This is a genomic window from Thermoleptolyngbya sp. PKUAC-SCTB121 (assembly GCF_016919485.1).
Taxonomy (GTDB): Bacteria; Cyanobacteriota; Cyanobacteriia; order Elainellales; family Elainellaceae; genus Thermoleptolyngbya; species Thermoleptolyngbya sichuanensis.
Window position 1 is genome coordinate 3964979 of record NZ_CP070366.1, and the last position, 17919, is coordinate 3982897.

General features: G+C 55.6%; 13 protein-coding genes. 9 read left to right on the top strand and 4 right to left on the bottom strand.

The window, feature by feature from the left end:
* Window positions 1–5: 5 nt before the first annotated feature.
* On the bottom strand, window positions 6–1232 hold the full coding sequence (locus tag JTM80_RS16250; RefSeq protein WP_172354282.1) for a homocysteine biosynthesis protein: 1227 nt from the start codon (window positions 1230–1232) through the stop codon (window positions 6–8).
* Window positions 1233–1721: 489 nt separating this feature from the next.
* On the opposite strand from JTM80_RS16250, the gene glcD reads away from it, so the two are divergent.
* The 3 genes from glcD to JTM80_RS16265 all read left to right on the top strand — a co-directional run bounded on the left by glcD (window position 1722) and on the right by JTM80_RS16265 (window position 5943).
* Window positions 1722–3197: a glycolate oxidase subunit GlcD gene (gene glcD / locus JTM80_RS16255; RefSeq protein ID WP_172354281.1), complete on the top strand. Its 1476-nt coding sequence runs from the start codon at window positions 1722–1724 to the stop codon at window positions 3195–3197.
* Window positions 3198–4165: 968 nt separating this feature from the next.
* Window positions 4166–4801 carry a hypothetical protein gene (locus JTM80_RS16260; RefSeq protein WP_172354280.1) on the top strand — a complete coding sequence of 212 codons (636 nt, stop codon included), beginning with the start codon at window positions 4166–4168 and terminating at the stop codon, window positions 4799–4801.
* Window positions 4802–5289: 488 nt separating this feature from the next.
* Window positions 5290–5943 (top strand): SH3 domain-containing protein, encoded by a 654-nt coding sequence (locus JTM80_RS16265; protein WP_172354279.1) that lies wholly within the window; start codon window positions 5290–5292, stop codon window positions 5941–5943.
* 146 nt (window positions 5944–6089) lie between these two features.
* Here JTM80_RS16265 and JTM80_RS16270 read toward each other — a convergent pair whose 3' ends face one another.
* Window positions 6090–6302: a hypothetical protein gene (locus JTM80_RS16270; RefSeq protein ID WP_205369826.1), complete on the bottom strand. Its 213-nt coding sequence runs from the start codon at window positions 6300–6302 to the stop codon at window positions 6090–6092.
* Window positions 6303–6877: 575 nt separating this feature from the next.
* Here JTM80_RS16270 and JTM80_RS16275 point away from each other — a divergent pair.
* From JTM80_RS16275 to JTM80_RS16290, 4 genes are all read left to right on the top strand, one after another.
* Window positions 6878–7762, top strand: coding sequence for an SH3 domain-containing protein (locus JTM80_RS16275; RefSeq protein ID WP_205369827.1), 885 nt, complete (start codon window positions 6878–6880; stop codon window positions 7760–7762).
* A gap of 140 nt (window positions 7763–7902) precedes the next feature.
* Window positions 7903–9042: an SH3 domain-containing protein gene (locus tag JTM80_RS16280; protein ID WP_205369828.1), complete on the top strand. Its 1140-nt coding sequence runs from the start codon at window positions 7903–7905 to the stop codon at window positions 9040–9042.
* Window positions 9043–9214: 172 nt separating this feature from the next.
* The gene (locus JTM80_RS16285; protein WP_172354276.1) at window positions 9215–9856 is read left to right on the top strand and encodes a hypothetical protein; all 642 of its coding nucleotides are present in this window, start codon (window positions 9215–9217) and stop codon (window positions 9854–9856) included.
* A gap of 440 nt (window positions 9857–10296) precedes the next feature.
* On the top strand, window positions 10297–11049 hold the full coding sequence (locus tag JTM80_RS16290; protein WP_205369829.1) for a hypothetical protein: 753 nt from the start codon (window positions 10297–10299) through the stop codon (window positions 11047–11049).
* 53 nt (window positions 11050–11102) lie between these two features.
* Here JTM80_RS16290 and JTM80_RS16295 read toward each other — a convergent pair whose 3' ends face one another.
* Window positions 11103–12704 (bottom strand): hypothetical protein, encoded by a 1602-nt coding sequence (locus JTM80_RS16295; protein ID WP_205369830.1) that lies wholly within the window; start codon window positions 12702–12704, stop codon window positions 11103–11105.
* Between the two features lie 162 nt (window positions 12705–12866).
* On the bottom strand, window positions 12867–13844 hold the full coding sequence (locus JTM80_RS16300; protein ID WP_172354273.1) for a glycosyltransferase family 2 protein: 978 nt from the start codon (window positions 13842–13844) through the stop codon (window positions 12867–12869).
* A 442-nt stretch (window positions 13845–14286) separates the two neighbouring features.
* Between JTM80_RS16300 and JTM80_RS16305 the strand changes: the two genes are divergently transcribed.
* Together JTM80_RS16305 and JTM80_RS16310 are read left to right on the top strand one after the other, a co-directional pair.
* Window positions 14287–16404, top strand: a complete 2118-nt coding sequence (locus JTM80_RS16305; RefSeq protein ID WP_172354272.1) for a serine/threonine-protein kinase — start codon at window positions 14287–14289, stop codon at window positions 16402–16404.
* A 517-nt stretch (window positions 16405–16921) separates the two neighbouring features.
* Window positions 16922–17908 carry a calcium-binding protein gene (locus tag JTM80_RS16310; RefSeq protein WP_205369833.1) on the top strand — a complete coding sequence of 329 codons (987 nt, stop codon included), beginning with the start codon at window positions 16922–16924 and terminating at the stop codon, window positions 17906–17908.
* Window positions 17909–17919: the final 11 nt, after the last annotated feature.

Here is a 17919-nt window from a genome sequence, read left to right on the forward strand (position 1 = left end):
GATCACTACTCCAGGCTGATTTGCGACCCCAGTCGATCTTGTGCCAGAAATGTGCGATCGCCCGGAATCGGGGCTATAGGTTCCGTCAGGGTAAACTCGCCCGCCTCGATCCACTGCTTCAATTCCTGAGCTATCTGCCGTGCCAGAAAAATGCTGGACAGCGGCGCAGATCGGACACTGCGGCCGTCGATGGTAATGCGGCCTGATTTTAGCTGGGCATAGCTGACCAGCCCGAAGGTGGGGCGCACCCGCCGGGGAATCGAAAAATCTACCACTGGAGCCACCAGATCTGCATCCTGGACGGCGCAGCGTTCTACCACTGCCTCGTTGAGGACGGGCAGCGGCACGCCAATGCCAATCATCAGCGACGGGCCGTAGCCCCTGAAATAGCAGCCCTTGACCCAGCGATCGCTCATTTGCTTGGCATCGCCAATCAGTGCCAGCGTCGCCGCCGGGCCGATGGGTGTATGGTTGGGCAGCCGCTTTTGCAGCGGAAAATGCTGCGTTCCCTCCCAGGCTACATAGCCCACGCCGCCGCCCAGAAAAATCCGCGTGCCAATGCCCACCAGGTTCAAATCTGGGTCATTCAGCAGGGGCGACAGCGCTCCCGGATTGGCATAGACCGCATTGCCTAGGCGTGGCTGGAGCGGGCCTAGGTAGGTATAGAGCGGGCGATCGCCCCCGTTCACGCCCACGATGAAGTTCTGGTATAAATTACGCGGGTTAAACAAGTAGAACTGGTTAATCGTGTCGCGGGTAATCGTTGTCTCCACCGACGCACGGGGGTAGCAGTCCGTCACTTGGCCAATCGCCCGCAGCTTTACAGGCTTTCCGGCGATCAGGTCGGCGATGACGTGGCCACCGCCCCGCTCTCGCGGTACATTGCGCCCTTTGCCCTCGCGCAGTTCCTCCGGATCAGGTGTATCCCACGCGCCGCCCATCTCCGCCATCTGACTCGCGCCTAGATACAAGTCCACCGCCCCAAAGCCCGAATAGGCCATCACGCCATCCAGCCAGCACTGGCGAATTTTAATCGGCGGATCAGTATGCCCCAGGTTCAGCACCGCCCCCGACGATTCCGCAGGCTCAAACGTGCCCGTCGTCACCACGTCCACCGTCTTTGCCACTTGGGCTACACCCAACTCCGCCACCTGCGCCTTTAGCTCCTCCACCGTCCACACTACGGCTGTTTGCTGCTGAATCTTGTCATTGATTTCGGCGATGGTTTTCATAAAGGGTCGGGTTGCAGGAGTCGGGTTGCGGGGGCAGGAGTTAGGCTTCGGGATTAGGGTCTGGACAGTCCCCCTTGATAAGGGGGATTTAGGGGGATCGTTACGCCAAGGGACGGAAGAGTTGGACGGATTAGGGTCTGGACAGTCCCCCTTGATAAGGGGGATTTAGGGGGATCGTTACGCCAAGGGACGGAAGAGTTGGACGGATTAGGGTCTGGACAGTCCCCCTTGATAAGGGGGATTTAGGGGGATCGTTACGCCAAGGGACGGAAGAGTTGGATGGATTTCGAGTCCCTCCTGGATAGGCTAGATAGGAAAAATGTAGGGGAATCTGCATCCTTGGCAACACCTAGCATCTTTCAGCAAAACGCCTGATGATAAGGTTAGGGCAAATTATTCATTCGCATCTCGGTTAATCCCTTTCTACAGTCAATCTTCAGTCAATCTTCAATTTCTAACTCCTTCTCCTACCACTCTGAACCTCTGGCCATGCTGACACTCGAAACGTCTTCCCAACGCGACTGGACCCCGATTTTGCAAGAATTTGACGCGATTTTGGGCGAGTCCGGCGTGATTCGGCGCAAGGAAGAGCTGCTGGTCTACGAGTGCGACGGGCTGACCAGCTACAAGCAGCGGCCGGCGGTGGTGGTGCTGCCGCGCACCACAGAGCAAGTGGCGCAGGTGATTCGAGTGTGCGATCGCCACCAGGTTCCCTTTGTCGCCAGGGGAGCAGGTACAGGACTCTCTGGCGGGGCGCTGCCCGTCGAAGACTGTGTGCTGATCGTCACCGCCCGCATGAACCAGATCTTGGACATTGATCTGGAAAATCAGCGCGTTGTCGTGCAGCCCGGTGTGATCAACAACTGGGTGACGCAAGCCGTCAGCGGCGCAGGTTTTTACTATGCACCCGATCCCTCCAGCCAGATCATCTGCTCCATCGGCGGCAACGTTGCGGAAAACTCTGGCGGGGTTCACTGCCTGAAGTACGGCGTAACGGTGAACCACGTCCTGGGGCTGAAGGTGGTAACGGCGACGGGCGAGATCGTCGATTTGGGCAGTAAGATTCCCGAAATGCCCGGATACGACCTGACTGGAATCTTTGTCGGCTCCGAAGGGACGCTGGGCATCGCCACAGAAATTACGCTGCGGATTCTAAAAGCGCCGGAAACTATCCGCGTGCTGCTGGCGGACTTTTCCAGCGTGGAAGCAGCGGGACAAACTGTGTCAGACATTATCAGCGCGGGCATTATCCCCGGCGGCATGGAAATGATGGACAACTTCAGCATCAACGCGGTGGAAGATGTCGTCGGCACGAACTGCTACCCCCGCGATGCTGAGGCGATTTTGCTGATTGAGCTAGACGGCTCCGAAGTAGAAGTGGACACCAACACGCAGCGCGTCGAAGCCCTCTGTCGCCAAAACGGGGCGCGGAACATCACTGCCGCCAGCGATCCGCAGGAGCGACTGACGCTGTGGAAGGGACGCAAGGCCGCCTTTGCTGCAATGGGCCGGATTAGCCCCGATTACTACGTGCAAGATGGCGTGATTCCCCGGACGAAGTTGCAATACGTGCTGCAAGAAATTGAGGCCCTGAGCCAGAAGCACGGCTATCGCGTGGCGAACGTGTTTCATGCGGGTGACGGCAACCTGCACCCGCTGATTCTCTATAACAACGCGATTCCGGGAGAACTGGAGAAAGTTGAAGATCTGGGCGGCGACATCTTGAAGCTCTGCGTGAAAGTAGGCGGGAGCATTTCGGGAGAACACGGGATTGGCGCAGACAAGCGCTGCTACATGCCCGAAATGTTCTCCGCTGCGGATCTGGAGACGATGCAATATGTCCGCCAGGTATTTAACCCCAAAGGGCTGGCGAATCCGGGCAAGATCTTTCCTACGCCCAAGACCTGTGGAGAAGCCGCAAGGGCGATCGCCCCTAGCGCATTTCCCACCCTAGAACGGTTCTAGAGGATAAGATAAGCCTCATGGCTCAACCCACGGTCTGACTTGCGCCCAAGCATCTTCGCCCAGCAAAACCATCACGATCGATACCCACGATGTGCTGATCACAAAAGCAAGCACAGATCCGAATAACAAACGGACTGACAACGAGACTAAGCAGCAGGTAAGTTTGCATGGTTTAACTACACCTGTTAGCATCTTGTGTTCGCATGAAGTCCAAAGCGGGGCTTTGATTGGATTCAAAGCATTGTTTGTCTAAAAAATTTGTCTAGAAAAGGATGAAATGCGCCCTTCAAACTTCACATCTATTCTTCAGATCTAGGACTTACGCAGTTGGACGATTTCTCGCGGGCTGCGCCCACGAGAAATCGTCCAAAACCCAGAAGACTTATCGCAAGTGCGTAAGTCCTGAAATCTTCAAACAAGTAGTTCAGGATTCCGTAGTGTTGATAAAAATCGGATACATCTAAATCGAAAAACCTCAGTAAATTCAAAGGGTCAATTTGAGATTGACGCTTGAAAAACTCGTAGATTATCCCTCTTTCCTTCTTGTAGCACAGGCGACTTGACCTCAGGAATGCTCTCTACTAACCTACGGTCATCAAGTTTTTTAAAGATTTGCTGACTCTGTTCAAGAGTAGAAATAATTGCTGAGGTGTCATTGTTAAGTTGCGTGGAGTAGTGCAGGAGTAGCGCGATCGATAGAGCATTCATTTTCTAATGTTTTATTGCTCCCACTTCTGGGGATTTTGCTTCTAGGATTCTCACTGTTTGAAGGTTTTGGTCTGCTTTGTAGCGCTTGTTCAACTCTAGTTGTAATGCAATACCCTTAACTTCTTTGGGATTTCTTAATAGAGCGAGTCTACGTTCTGTGATTAGATTCTGCTGAGTCAGCTTTATCGAATTCAAAGGGATTTTGTAGTTTTATGACTTCATTTTTCAATCGGGTTCTTGTTGGATTCCTCGCGGGAGTTTTGTTACTGCTGTCTGCTGTAGCTGGCGATGGGGCGATCGCTGCTCCGATGGGCTTCACAACTCCAGTGCTAGCCAAGGTGGCCGAGCCAACGCTGTCCTCCCAGATCAAGAGCTTCCTCGAAACCCTGTCCAGTACCCAGGAAGTTATTGATGACTACGCTTCGGATGTCAGCAAACTCGTGCCGAAGAGTCTCAAAGAAGCTCAGAAGCTGGCAGATGACCTGAAGCTAACTCTGGACAAGTTGGCGACTGCGCCTGCGGGTTCTGCTGAGCAAGCCAAACTCTCCAAGAGTTTTGTTAAAGCTAGCGCCAAGCTGAATGAGTCGGTCGCTGCGCTGGATGCCCTAAAGGTCGAATCTGACACCGTGGCTGATGCGTCTAAGGCTGCTGCAAGCAAGCTCCAGGCTGACCTGAAGGCGTTTGCTGACGATGCTGGAAACGCTCTGAAGGAGCAGATTGAAACTAAGGTCTTCGGTTCCAAGGATCTGGTTTCTCAGGCGGCTCAGGCTATCAAACAGCTTGCAGACGATGCCAGCAGCATCAGCACGGGTTCTGTCGATGTCAAGTCGATTTCTGAGCATCTGGCTGGTTTGAGCAAGGTCGTCGAGTTGGCTTCTTCGCTGACTAGCAAATAGCAGGGTGGTTTATCGGGTCACACTGCTTTTGCAGTTGTGGTGACGGTTGTGATTGCAGTTGTGATTGCAGTTGTGACCTGATAGCCTGTCCTTAGAGCTAATTTGTAAAGGAGCCTGAAAGCCTTGTTAATCAAGGATTTCCGAGAAACCGCTTTTCCTGGGCAAACATGACCTCAAAGCCACACATGCCAAGAGTTTCAGGCTTCTTAAGATTTGCTTCATAAATTAGCTCTTAATCAAGCCTGGGTGCATCTGCTTTACGACAAATGTTGGCTTGAGTTGTTGAATTAGATTGCTTGCTTGACGAACTCGATTTAACGATTTTGTTTGATGACTTGTCCTTATCTAACGCTTGGTTTTCTGATTGGCTGGTCGATTTTGGAGAAGTATCTTATCCGTCCAATTCGTCCGCTTTGTCCAAATTTTGTCTAAATATTGATTCCCGTTTAGCTTTTTGCCCCTCTTTATCTAAATAGGATGGTTTGAACATGAAGAACTTAACGTCTTTAGCAATTCGTTCGGCTGGCGTGGCTGTGCTGCTGACAGGTGCAACGCTGGCGGCTCCTGCTTTTGCTCAAGATCCGGCAGTGGTGCAGACGGCTACCGATTCCTGCATTAGAAATGCTCAGCAAAATGGCTTTGCCCTGAAGGAAGTGGTGGAAGCGGGTGCTTCTGACCGTCCTGGTAAGGATGCGAAGGTGGTGCTGATGGTGACCAAGGACGGCGCAGATGCTCGCCAGACCTGCTACTACAGCGTGGCTGATGGCGGCGTGACGTTCGATGATGCTGTGGGCGCTGCTCGGAACTTCCCTTGGTGGTGGCTGCTGCTGCCGATCGTGGGCTTCCCCCTCTTGCTGGCAGCATTCCGCGGCCGGGATACCGTGACCCGCACGGTCGCCGAAGACCCCCGCTATGTGGGCGCTCGTGAAGTTCGCCCAGAAGGGATTGTCCGCGCTGCAAACCAGTCGGTCAACGTTCACTCTGGCCCAGACGGAAGCTACCGCGTTACCAGCACGCTCTACGACGGGCAGCGTGTTGCGCTGACAGGTCGCCGCGAAAACAACTGGGTGGAACTGGCCGAGGGCGGCTGGGTGCAGTCTCAGTACATCGACGCAGCCTTCACAGGTTATGCCAACCGCTAGGGGCTGTCTCTGGGATTGACTAACTGCGTTTGGACGACTGATTCGATTTCGTTTTCAAGACTGCTGTGCGGCGATGCTGCACAGCAGTTTTTGTTGCGTTTCCGGGAACCCGTCATACGAACAGCCAGACCAGCCAGTTCACCAAGCTAAGAATAATCATCAGCGTATGCCATAGCTGCTTGAGGGCTTTGCTGGCAGGCGCGTTGGAGGTTGGCAATTTTCCACAGTAGCCACGCCAGCAAAATGGCTAGCGCGATTGGAATCAGCAGATTTTTGACCACAAGGGGAAGCTGGAGCGTGCTGGCCCGGGGGATGTAGACTGCGTCGATAAGATAGGCGATCGCCCCCGATTTCGTCAATTTCTTATTTTTCTGCAAAGTTTGCGTAAAACTATCCTGCCTTGAGCGCCGATTTTGGGAATTCTGGACTGTGAATGGGAATGTCCCTTCAGGGATCGCGAGGCATCCGGTGACGCTGGATTCGGATCGATTGTTAGGTTACGGTCACGAGACGCACGCTCCAAAACGCACGGAATTTCCAGGAAGTTTTATGAAAACGCAAATCGGTTCGGCAACAGGTCGGTGGAGGAGGTTGTGCTGGAGACAGGTTTCGGCAATGCTGCCAGTGGCGATCGCCCTCTTGCTCACGGGTTGCCCCACCGCAACAACCCCAGACTCATTATCCGAGAATGGTAAAGCCTTTAGCAATTCAGCATCTCCGCAATCGGTAACAAATTTAACGAGTGCCGAGAAACCCTCAGTGCCAACAGGGGGCAATGGGCGAACCCTTGCGTCGTCAGCAGCAGCCACCAAAAGCAGCACTTGCCAGCTCAAGAGGAAATCTGGAACGATCTCGACTTGCGTCGTCAGCAGCAGCCACCAAAAGCAGCACTGAGGAGAATTGGGCCGTTCAGCAGGCAGTACTCAATGATCTATTGCTCAATACAGTTCTCCATCAAGAATTCGAGCGAGTGCCAGGGCGCGACCCGGCAGATGTAATTCCTTTGCAGGTGGGGGCGATCGCAGTTGTCGAAAACTACGCCCTAGCAGAAGTTTTTGGAGGAGTCGGCGACCTCCCAGTCATTGATGGCTACCACCTGCTCATTAGGCAAAATGGTCAGTGGATTGTGGTGGAAAGTCTTGGGGTTGGCCCAGAGATTTGGGTTGCCCGCCTCACCAGAATGGGGGTGTCCAACGAGACGTTCTCTCGGTTGCTCGACGGGCTGCGGGCAGTTGGCGCAGATTATACGATTTTCGACGTGCCCATTGGAGCGTCAAATATGCCCTGTGTGACCCGACTTGACGACCCCAATCCTCCCACTAATGTGCGGATAACACCAACCACTGCGGGCAATGTTATCGGACAGATTCCTAACGGGACAGCGCTCACAGTCATGCAGCCACTCAACGGCTGGCTCAAAATTCGACAGCCGCTGGTGGGCTGGATGTCCATGAATCTGACGCGGGTGTCCTGTGGGAATTCCCTGGACGAAGTGCAGCGAAACCTCGATGAATTGCAGTTGAAGGAAGAAGAACTAGCCATAGAAGCCGCCGATACGCTAGTTCGCTATCTCTATCGTGGAGCAGAGGGAACCTCGGCGGAAGCGGCGATCGCCCATTTTAATGGGTTCGCTATCGGGAAGTTCTACGCCCTAGAAGCAGCCCTCAACCAACACACCGAAGAGGTTCGCCGCCAGGTGTTTCAGCGGGTCATCGCTCCAGGAATGCATCCCCAAGCCGTGGCCAACTTTAACGAGGCATTGCTCAACAGATCAGATTCGTCGCCAACCCTCAGAACTTGGGAAGCGCTGAAGCCTTGAGACTCGCTAGATTGAAATCAATTGAAATTGACCCGACGGAACCGCAGAGGACATTTCCAGGAACTTGTATAAAAGTTATGAAAACATGGACTCGCTCAGTTTCAAGGCAGCGATTAAGCAGACCTGCCAGACTATTGCCAATGGTGCTGCCGGGGGCGATCGCCCTGTTGCTCACGGGCTGCCCCCCAAGCACAACCTCTGCTTCGGTAGAGAGAAACGGATTAGATGATTCACCCAGGAATGCCTCCGCTCAGCCAACGGACGGTGCTGCCGAAACGTCACTGCCTAAAACCGATCCCTCACAGCCATCTGCACCACCCACTGCTGCAAAAAGCAGCGCCAGTGAGCAAGATACCGTTCGACAAGCGGTGGTGAGTGACCCGGCAATTGTTGAGTTCCTCCAGCGTCGGGCAGCGCGATTATCCAGTGATACAGATCCCCTCTCTCTGATTGAAGTTGGCACAATTGCCATTGCTGACAACTACGCGATCGCAAGATACAGCACGAGGGAGGGCGATCTACTGGACTACTACAATGTGCTGCTGGTCAAGCAAAACGGCTTTTGGGTCGTAGCGGATTTCCTCGGCATGAGTACAGAAATCACCAAAGCCCGTCTTGTCTATTGGGGAGTGCCAGAGGGCATCATCACCCAACTGGTAGACATGCTCCGCGCTCAAGATCCTGAGATTTATCTGAATGATGCCTATGATCATGGCGATGCCCCGATGCCCTGCATAACGCAGATAGAAGACTCCAACCCGCCGACCAACGTGCGTCAGTTAGCACCTGTCTCAGGCGTGCTGGGGCGAGTCATTGGTCAATTGCCCAATGGCACCCCGGTGCGCGTGGCCCAGTCTTACAACGGCTGGCTCAAAATTCGGCAGCCGCTAGTGGGCTGGGTGTCGATGGATCTGACGCGGGTGTCTTGTGGTGATTCGCTGGCAGAGGTGCAGCAGAACCTGAATGCATTGCAGGCAAAGGAGGAGCAGTTATCCGCAGAAGCAGCCGATACGCTGGTGCGCTATCTCTATCGCGGGGCGGAAGGAGCGTTTGCTGAAGCGGCGATCGCAAAATTCAATGAGTTTGCGATGTATCACTTCTATGCCCTGGAAGCAGCCTTCGACCCCCACAATGAAGAGGTGCGCCGCCAGATATTGCAGCGAGTGATTGCTGCCGGAATGCATCCCGAAGCGCGAGAAAGCTTTGAGCGGGCATGGCGAAATCGTGATCCAGATGCAGCGCCATCACCGATTCTGCAAACTTGGCGATCGCTCAACTAGTATCAGTCTTTCGCTACCGAAAAGGGCTGCATTTCTGAGCTGGTTCCTGTACAGCGTAACGCCTTGAAACCTGCTTGTCACTAATGTGTTGATCCTTGTTAGTTGTTGTTTCCATCGTCTTTGTTCGTCAGCTTCTTCACCCTGATTAACCTAATTTTACCCCAACCCAAATATGGAAAAAGCACCTAAAACTGTTGTCAAACCTTGCGCTAAGGCGATCGCCGTCCCCGCAATGCTGGGCTGCTCAACGCTAGGTCTTCTGTTGCTGTCTGCCTGTAGTTTGCCGATTCGCTTGAGTATGGCATCACCGATTGAATCGGTTGCTGAACGGCAACCGGGAGCAACAACCTTATCAAGCTCCACTGCCGATGTGTCTAGCCCGCAAAGATTGCACGAAGGGGCGATCGCCCAAGCAGACGGGATCATCTTGTCGTTTGAGCAAGCCACCATTGGCGGGATTGCCCTATCGATGAATGAAGCCGCAGTCCGCCAGCGCCTTGGAGAACCCATGAGAGTTTTAAAGGATGAAACAGAGTGCTGCGGCACACTGACAGTTCTGGACTATCCCACCCTCTCCCTGGGGCTGACCGAAGATGGAGTGTTTTCCTACGAAATAACCAGCTCAGAGATGGCAACGGCTGATGGCGTGCGTGTTGGCGACACTCGTCAAAAGCTGGTTGCAACCTATGGTCAGACGGGAACTCCAACCGCAGAGTGGATGTGCTACGTCGTCGAGTTTGAAGGATCAACCCTTTGCTTTAGGCTGGAGGGCGATCGCATTCAGATGATTACCTACGACGCTCTGCTGAACTAAGTCTGACGGTTCTGAGGACGTACACCCCCTGCACACTGAACGCGACTCCCGAAAGAACACCCCAAAGACGACCTTTCCTGCACACTTCTATGAAAACCTGGACTCCTCTAGATTCAAGCAAATTGGTTAGGAAACCACCGCTTTGTCTAAGTCAAATATTATCAATGGCAGCGACATGGGCGATTCGCAAAGCGATCCCTGCGGGAATCGCCCTCTTGCTCGCAGGTTGCCCAACATCTACAACATCTGCTTCTTTGTCGGAAGATGGGGCTAGCAGTGCACCCAGCGCCCCTGCTCAGCAGACAGCCAGTGCATCAGCAGCGTCTACCGAACCATCGCCTGAAGGATCAGCAGCGAAGGCCGACCGCTCGCAGACTCCGGCAGCGCCAGCAGCAACAGCTACAAGAGCAGCTAAAAGTAGCACTAGCGAGCAAGAAGCAGTGCGACAGGCGTTGCTCAATGACCCATCGCTCAGGGAACAGCTTCAGCAAGCTCTAGCAAACTACAATACACCGGGTCGAACGTTGGTGCCGCTATCGGTGGGGGCGATCGCCATTGTTGAGAATCATGCCCTTGCAGAAGCTTCTGGGGGGTATGGCGACTTGCCCATTATCGACGGGTACTACCTGCTCAGGCAGCAAAATGGTCGGTGGGCGGTTGTGGATAGCGTTGGTCGCGGGCCAAGCATTGAGACTGGTCGGCTGACGCTTCTGGGTTTGTCGAACGATGCCATTTCTGGATTGCTCAATGCGCTGCGAGCCGCCGGAGTGAATTTTACAGTCTCCGACGCGCCACTGATTTCGCGAGAGCAAGTCATTCTGGGCAGCATTTCTCCCGATATGACCGTTGCCGCAGTAAAGCAGCAGTTGGGACAGCCGCTCTCTGAAAAGGTTGAGGAAACGGGCTGCTGCGGCCTGCTGGTTTATCTAGAATATCCCCATCTTTCGCTGAGGCTATTCCAAGATGGCAATGTCTTCCAAATGACTACCACTCATCGTGACGTGGCGACGGGGGCAGGGGTGCGGGTAGGAGATACGCACGAGGCAGTGACCAATGCCTATGGCTCGCCTTCTCTGTCAGATGGCGAAACACTGCTCTACTACATCAGCGGATCGGATCAATCCGAGTCGTTTTCCTTTTCGCTGGAAAACGGTCGCGTCGTGGGAATCAGCTACTCTGCCTTGCTGAATTAGCGCAGTTATGTGTAAGGGAGGGGCGATTGCGCTTTTTTACACACACTTACCAGCTATACCTCCCGTTCCACCACCAGCGCCTCGCCCGGCCGCAATGCCCTGACCTGCTCGGTCAAATCCTGCCAAGGCTGGAGCTGCCCCGCCTGAAACGTGCGGCTCATGACGACGTAGATCGAGGTCTGGTCGCCGCCGATGCCTGCCTTCACCACGGTCTGCCAGTCGTCGGCGCGGAGTTCGTCGGTGATGTGCCAATGCCCCGTGTTGCCATCGCCTACCCAGCGCAGCCGCCGCGAAAAGCGGAACGGCGCGGGCTTTTTGCCGACGATCAGCATTTTTTGCAATAGCTTGCGGATTAGGTTTGGGAAGAAGCGTCCCACCGTCAGCATGACCAAGCGCAAAATCATGAGGTTTAGCGGGGTCATCTGCTTTTGCTTGGCCCAGCCGAGGTTGCCTTGAATTGTGAGGTCGTCGGGTTCCAGGTGAATATCATAGCTGCCGACGAGGTGACCTACGGCGTTTTTCAGCTTGCGGCCCTGTTGTACTTGCAGAGAGAACTGTGTGTCGGAGAGCAAGAGGCGATCGCCCCGAAACAGCTTAAACACGCCGCCCTTGTTCAGCCCCAGGTATAGCTCCGTGTCGCCCCGGCGATCGACCAGAATCTTCGCCTCCGGCAGCCACAGGCTTTCCTTGGGGCGATAGTCCACCGTCGGGCGCTGCGGCACAAAGTCTTGCCACGCCAGCAGATAGTTCCAGGTGTGGTGGCCGATGATGTGGTCGTCGGCATAGCAGGGCGCTTTGCCGTTCGCCAGCCCGCGCAAGAAGCGATCGTTAATGCTGAGCGCCTCCGGCATCCACTGCCCCACCAGCTCAAAGCCATAGGGAAAAAAGTTGTAGGTGTTGCGGCTGGTATATTCGCCCCCAAAGGAGCCATCGGGATGGACAAAATGCGCTGCCAGCCCCACGGCTTTTTCCAGCGACTTCTTCAGGCGAATATCGGGAATCAGCCGATATAGCCACGCCAGACAGGAAATCGTCAGCGTGTGATAGCCCGGATCGCAGCCTTCATATTCCTGAAACCATCCCTCCGCGCTCTGCCAGGACAACACCTGTTCTAGCCGCTGCGCCTTGGCCGCCTCCCAGTGCGATGTATTCAGCATCCGCGACAATAGCTCCAGACCCAGCACGATCAGCGCCTGGTGATTCGTCAGCCGCCCGCTTTCTTGATGATGGGCCAGCCAGTCGGCCCGCCGCACCAGGAACCGAATGATTTCGTCATTTTGCAGCCCTAGCCGCCGATAGCTCTCGACAAACGCCAGCAGCGAAAATGCCGCCGCCCCGCCCGCCCGCTCAAACGGGAAATAGTCGTCGCACGACCCATCTTTGTGGGCGCTTTTCGCCGCGTAGAGGATGCCCGCCTCCACCCAGTCACGAATTGCCGCCTGTCGGTAATAAGGATTCTCTGGCGCGTCCGTCTCATAGGCCAACGCCAGCGGCAGCACAAATTCCTGCGCCATGCCGCTGGGAAAGTCGATGATTTTGTAATGCCAGAAGTTGCGATCGAAGCAGCCGTAGGTAGGGCTGTGGGGATTGCGATCGCCCAGCGTCAGGATCTTGGGAATTTGGGCCAGCGCTTCGCGGGCAAAGAGGTCACGCATTGCTTCAGGAAAGGTTTGGGGAAATATTTGGAGGGAAAGGTTTGGGGAAATATTGGGGGGAAGTATTTGGAGAAATATTGGGGAACGGTTTGGAGCGACCGAGCATCCGGCAATTTAATCATCCCATTCCATCATTTCTATCCATTCATTCCAGTCCATCATTCATTCCAGCGCCCTTTCCCCTTTCTGTCTCTCCCGCTCCAACTCGATGCGCCGTAGCCGCAGGCGATTTTCCTCCAGCAGTTGCCGATTTGCCGCCATCAAGTCTGCTACTAGTCCAAACATCCAAAGCTGGAAGCCGATCAGCACCAGCACCGCCGCCAAGATTAGGCTCGGCGCACGGGCGCGGGTGGGGTCATCGAACCAGTACAGCAGCAGCCAGCGCAGGCCCAGCAGTGCGCCCAGCCCCATTGGCAGCGTGCCCGCCATCAGGAAAAAGCGCAGCGGCCGATAGAGCATGAAGATTCGCAGAATCGTGGTGGCCGATCGCCACACGTAGGACGGAATACTGCGAACCAGGCGCGACTTGCGGGTTTGCGGATTGGTGCGAATCGGCACGGAGGCGATCGCCATCCCCTTTTGCCCCGCCTGGATAATGGTTTCCAGCGTGTAGGTGTAGTTGTTGAACACGTTAAGCTGCATGGCGGCCTCGCGGCTAAAGGCGCGGAACCCGCTGGGCGCATCGGGCACGTCGGTATTGCTAGCTAGCCGCACGATGGAGCTACCCAGGTTTTGTAGCACCTTTTTGGTGGTGGAAAAGTGTTTTGTCTCCCAGATCGGGCGTTCGCCAACGACGATTTCCGCCTGCTTGTGCAAAATTGGCTGGATCAGCCGGGGAATGTCTTCGGCGCAATATTGATTGTCTGCGTCGGTGTTGACGATAATATCGGCCCCAGCCCTGAGGCAAGCCTCTAAGCCTGCCATGAAACCTTTGGCTAAGCCCTGATTGGTCGAAAAGTTGACGATGTGATCGACCCCGTAGGCTTTGGCCACGTCCACCGTGCGATCGCGGCTGCCGTCGTTAATAATCAGCCATTCCACCACGTCTACTCCCGGAACTTGGCGCGGCAGTTCCGACAGCGTGAGCCCCAGCGTCTTTTCTTCGTTGTAGCAGGGAATTTGAATAATCAGCTTGGTCATAGGTTCAGCCCATCGCCCTCACACCCCGATTGCCCCACATCCCGATTGCCCCACGTCTCGATTGCCCCACTTCTTGATTGCTATAGAGGGCGATCGCAGGCGCAAAACAGTTCCCACAGTTGATCCAAATTCCGTTGATCCAGCGTCCAGACCGTTCGCAAAAACGGTTGTAGAAGGATTAAACACCCAATCATAAATGCCAGTAAAACACGAATAGGCAACCGCCGATTTACCTGGGCAGATTCGCTTGGGCAGATCAGTCTGGGCAGATTCGCCTATCGATCGGTCAGGGGCCCTTGCAGTTCCTCCCGGCTCCCTTTGCTAGACTAGGCTAGGTTTAGCCAGGTCAGCTTGCAGTTCAGAATTATCGGAATTATTCGGAATTCAACGACTGCTCAAGCATTCCAGGATTTTGCAACCCTAACCCCCCACCCTTTCCGCCATGTCGCTCTATTGCAGCCAAGGCCACGCCAACACCCCCGGCAGCCGCTTTTGCAACCGGTGTGGAGAGGCACTGTCGGCTGCGGCGGGCGGGCAGGAATTATTGGGCGATCGCTACAAGATTGTGCGCGAGCTGGGGCACGGTGGCTTTGGGCGGACGTACCTGGCAGAAGACCAGAACCGCTTTCGGGAATCCTGCGTGCTGAAGGAGTTTGCGCCCCAGGTGCAGAGCAGCTACGCCCTGCAAAAGGCAGAGGAACTGTTTCAGCGAGAAGCGGGCGTGCTGTATCAGCTTCAGCACCCCCAGATTCCCCGCTTTCGGGAACTCTGCCGCACCCAGTTCAACGGCAAGCCCAGTCTGTTTTTGGTGCAGGACTATGTGGACGGGCCGACCTATCGCCAACTGCTAGATCAGCGCCGCCTCCAGGGAAAAACCTTTTCGGAAGCGGAAGTGACGCAACTGATGCGCGATCTGCTGCCCGTGCTGCACTATATCCACAGCCTGGGCGTGGTGCATCGCGACATTGCGCCGGATAACCTGATTTTGCGAACCGCCGATCAACTGCCCGTGCTGATCGACTTTGGCGGCGTAAAGCAGGTCGCCGCGTCCGTCGCCTCGCAGTATACGCCCAGCGCCCCCACGCCGACCCGCGTCGGCAAGGTCGGCTATGCGCCAGACGAGCAGATGGATCACGGCCAGGTCTATGCCCACAGCGATTTGTATGCGCTGGCGGTGACGGTGCTGGTGCTGCTGACGGGCAAGGAACCGGGGGAGTTGGGCGATTTGTCGGCGGGTACGTGGCGGCAGGGGATCAAGCTGAGTCCAACGCTCAGCCGCACGCTGATGAAAATGCTGGCCGACTCGCCGCGCGATCGCTTCCAGACCGCCGCTGAGGTGCTGCAAGCCCTGCAACCCCTGCCGGGAGCGAATCCCAGCCTGCTGCCCCCACCAGGAACCTTGCCACCCGCCGCCTACGCGCCGCCCTCGACTCAGCCAACCTACGCCGTTTCGCCCCAGCCGCCCGTTTCGCCGCCGCCGAACCCAGCGCCTACGGCGGCGGTTCCTGTGCCTGCGCCTGCGCCCCGCTTGCCTGCAACAAAGGCTCCCCTGGGTGGCATTGGGCTGGGGCCGATTTTGGCAACGGTGGCGATCGCCGCAGGGGTGTCTGCGGCCGTGTGGGGGACGCGCGACGTGTGGCTATCGCTGCTGCCGGGGGGCGAGTCGCCGCCGGACGTGGTGGAAACCGTCAGCCCGTCGCCAGAGCCAGAATTTTCGGCAGAGGAGCGCCAGCGCAAAGCAGCTCTCACCCAACGACGGCAGGATTTGGGCGTAGACTCTGGCTTTCTGGTGCAAATTACCGATAGCACCTTTCACCAGCGCTATCCCGAACTGGGTGGCCGCAGCCTGGGTAAAGGCGAGGCAGATGCAGAATGGCGAGAACGCTGGGATGCGATCGCCACTGAGTGGCTGGATATCTTTGAGCAGGAACTCAGCAGCACGGCTCGGCGCAAACTGGGGAAATATTCGACGAGCGATCGCACGGCCTGGCGAGATGCCGTGAACAAACTCTACGTCAGCAGCCGCGCCCTCAATGACCTGACCGATGCACAGTTTTTCAACCGCTTCCCCGACCTGCGTGGGCAGGATTTTATCAACGCCCCCATCGGCCAAGTCTGGCAGGGCATGGCGGCGGATCAGGTGGCGGCGATGCAGTCGGGTAAAACCCTCAGCCGCATTGAGTTTTCACCCGGATCGCTAGGCGAATCAGTAAGCGGCAACCTCAAACCTGGGGAGGGCAGGGTCTATATTGCCAACCTGCAAGCCGAGCAGCCCGCCCGGTTTGACCTGGAAACCAATTCTGGCGCGGCGCTGTTTTCCATCTACCCACCGACCCCCAGCGCCCAGGTGCCGCCGATCCTGGAAGACTCTGAAACAACCCGCTGGGCAGGAACCCTTCCCCAGAGCGGCTATTACGAATTTGTCGTGGTGTCTAGAGGCCGCGAGGGGCTGCGCTATCGGCTCAACTTGGCAGTCGATCGCGTGATCACAACCCCCGCCAGCCCCGACGATCGCCCCACGCCGCGCCAGTCTGACGAGCCAGTGCGGCCGGGAAACTAAGGAATTAGCAGTTATCCGCTCTGCACTACACCTAAACCGCTTCTACAGGATTTTTGGAAAAGTCAGAAAGCTAAAGCTCTCACCTCGCAAAGGGCGGTAAACACCGGATGCAGCGTGTTATTGAGCGCAAAGCAAAACAAGAACTCATACATTAGGCATTTTCAAATCACATTATGCATTTTCAAATAAAGATTTGCCGAAGTGTTCAGTGATAACTTCTTCTAAAGATCACGTAGTACGAGAAGCGCTTTGTGAAAACCTCAAACCTGCAATGCCATATTAGATTAGTCAGGGTAATTACAGAAGTTCTCCAAAATGCGACTGTTTTCCCTGAGCATCCTATCGCGTAAACTCCTCAGCAACCAATAATCAGCAACCAATAAATTTATGGAAGACGTAGTAGATCTCGAAAATGGCAACAGAGATGACAACAAAGGCAACCCCCCGGTCTTCCCGGTTGACCCTCCTGTTGTAGATCCTGATAGTCCTGGTTCCAGCAATCCTGATGTGGGTTCTGGTGGTGGTCCGGTGTCTGGGCCTGGTGATTCTGGCAGTGGATCGGGCGGTGGTGCTGGCGGTGGTGCTGGCGGCGGCGGTGGTGCTGGCGGCGGCGGTGGTGCTGGCGGCGGCGGTGGTGCTGGCGGTGGTGCTGGCGGCGGCGGTGGTGGCGGTGGCGGTGGTCGCGGCGGTGGCGGCGGTGGCGGCGACGGTGATCTTAACAATTCCAGATGATGGTTTCGTTCGTATCCCCGTGACTGACTGCATCTGCTGTGGCTGCTACACCACAGACACCAGCGTTGGTATTGATGATTTGGTTTCTGGCGATGCCGCAAACAACGTGATCATTGGCACGGAGAGGAATAATACTCTTCAAGGTTTAGATGGCGACGACCGGCTAGAAGGGCTATTTGGCAATGACCGACTGAAAGGCGGCAACGGCAATGATACTTTGATTGGCGGCGAGGGCAATGATCTGCTCTGCGGCGACAATGGCAACGATGTTTTAGTTGGCGGGACGGGTAATGATACGCTGGTCGGCGGTCTAGGCAAAGATACCCTTGAAGGTGGTGAAGGGGCAGATATCTATCGATTTGCAGGCTGCTCGCTCCCAGAAGCGTTAAAGAACTCGACGCTGCGGCAAATGGATACGATTGTGGGTGCTAATTTTCGAGAGGGCGATCGCCTAGAAATTGCGGTTTCCGGCTTCCCTGCCCGTCCCCGCAGGTTGTTCAACGCAGGGCGCATCCAGGCGAAAAACCTGCAAGCCGCGATTCGCCAGGCCTATGCTGATGTTAGCCCGCGCAAACGAGGCAGCCAGCCGCTCGGTACCCAACAGGCCGTGTTCTTTCAATTTGGACAGAGATCCTATCTGGCAGTCAATGATACAGCTCGCGGGTTTAATGCCAAAAACGATATGGTCGTGGCATTTCAGGGCAACTTGAGAACCGTTCTGGGTAGCGACGCTAGCGCAAATGTGCTGCAAGTGCCGTCCTATTTTGCATAGCGGAATTTGCA

Coding starts and splice junctions, on each gene's coding strand:
- JTM80_RS16250 (WP_172354282.1), bottom strand. CDS start 1,232: ATGAAAACCATCGCCGAAATCAATGACAAGATTCAGCAGCAAACAGCC.
- glcD (WP_172354281.1), top strand. CDS start 1,722: ATGCTGACACTCGAAACGTCTTCCCAACGCGACTGGACCCCGATTTTG.
- JTM80_RS16265 (WP_172354279.1), top strand. CDS start 5,290: ATGAAGAACTTAACGTCTTTAGCAATTCGTTCGGCTGGCGTGGCTGTG.
- JTM80_RS16280 (WP_205369828.1), top strand. CDS start 7,903: ATGGTGCTGCCGGGGGCGATCGCCCTGTTGCTCACGGGCTGCCCCCCA.
- JTM80_RS16285 (WP_172354276.1), top strand. CDS start 9,215: ATGGAAAAAGCACCTAAAACTGTTGTCAAACCTTGCGCTAAGGCGATC.
- JTM80_RS16295 (WP_205369830.1), bottom strand. CDS start 12,704: ATGCGTGACCTCTTTGCCCGCGAAGCGCTGGCCCAAATTCCCAAGATC.
- JTM80_RS16300 (WP_172354273.1), bottom strand. CDS start 13,844: ATGACCAAGCTGATTATTCAAATTCCCTGCTACAACGAAGAAAAGACG.
- JTM80_RS16305 (WP_172354272.1), top strand. CDS start 14,287: ATGTCGCTCTATTGCAGCCAAGGCCACGCCAACACCCCCGGCAGCCGC.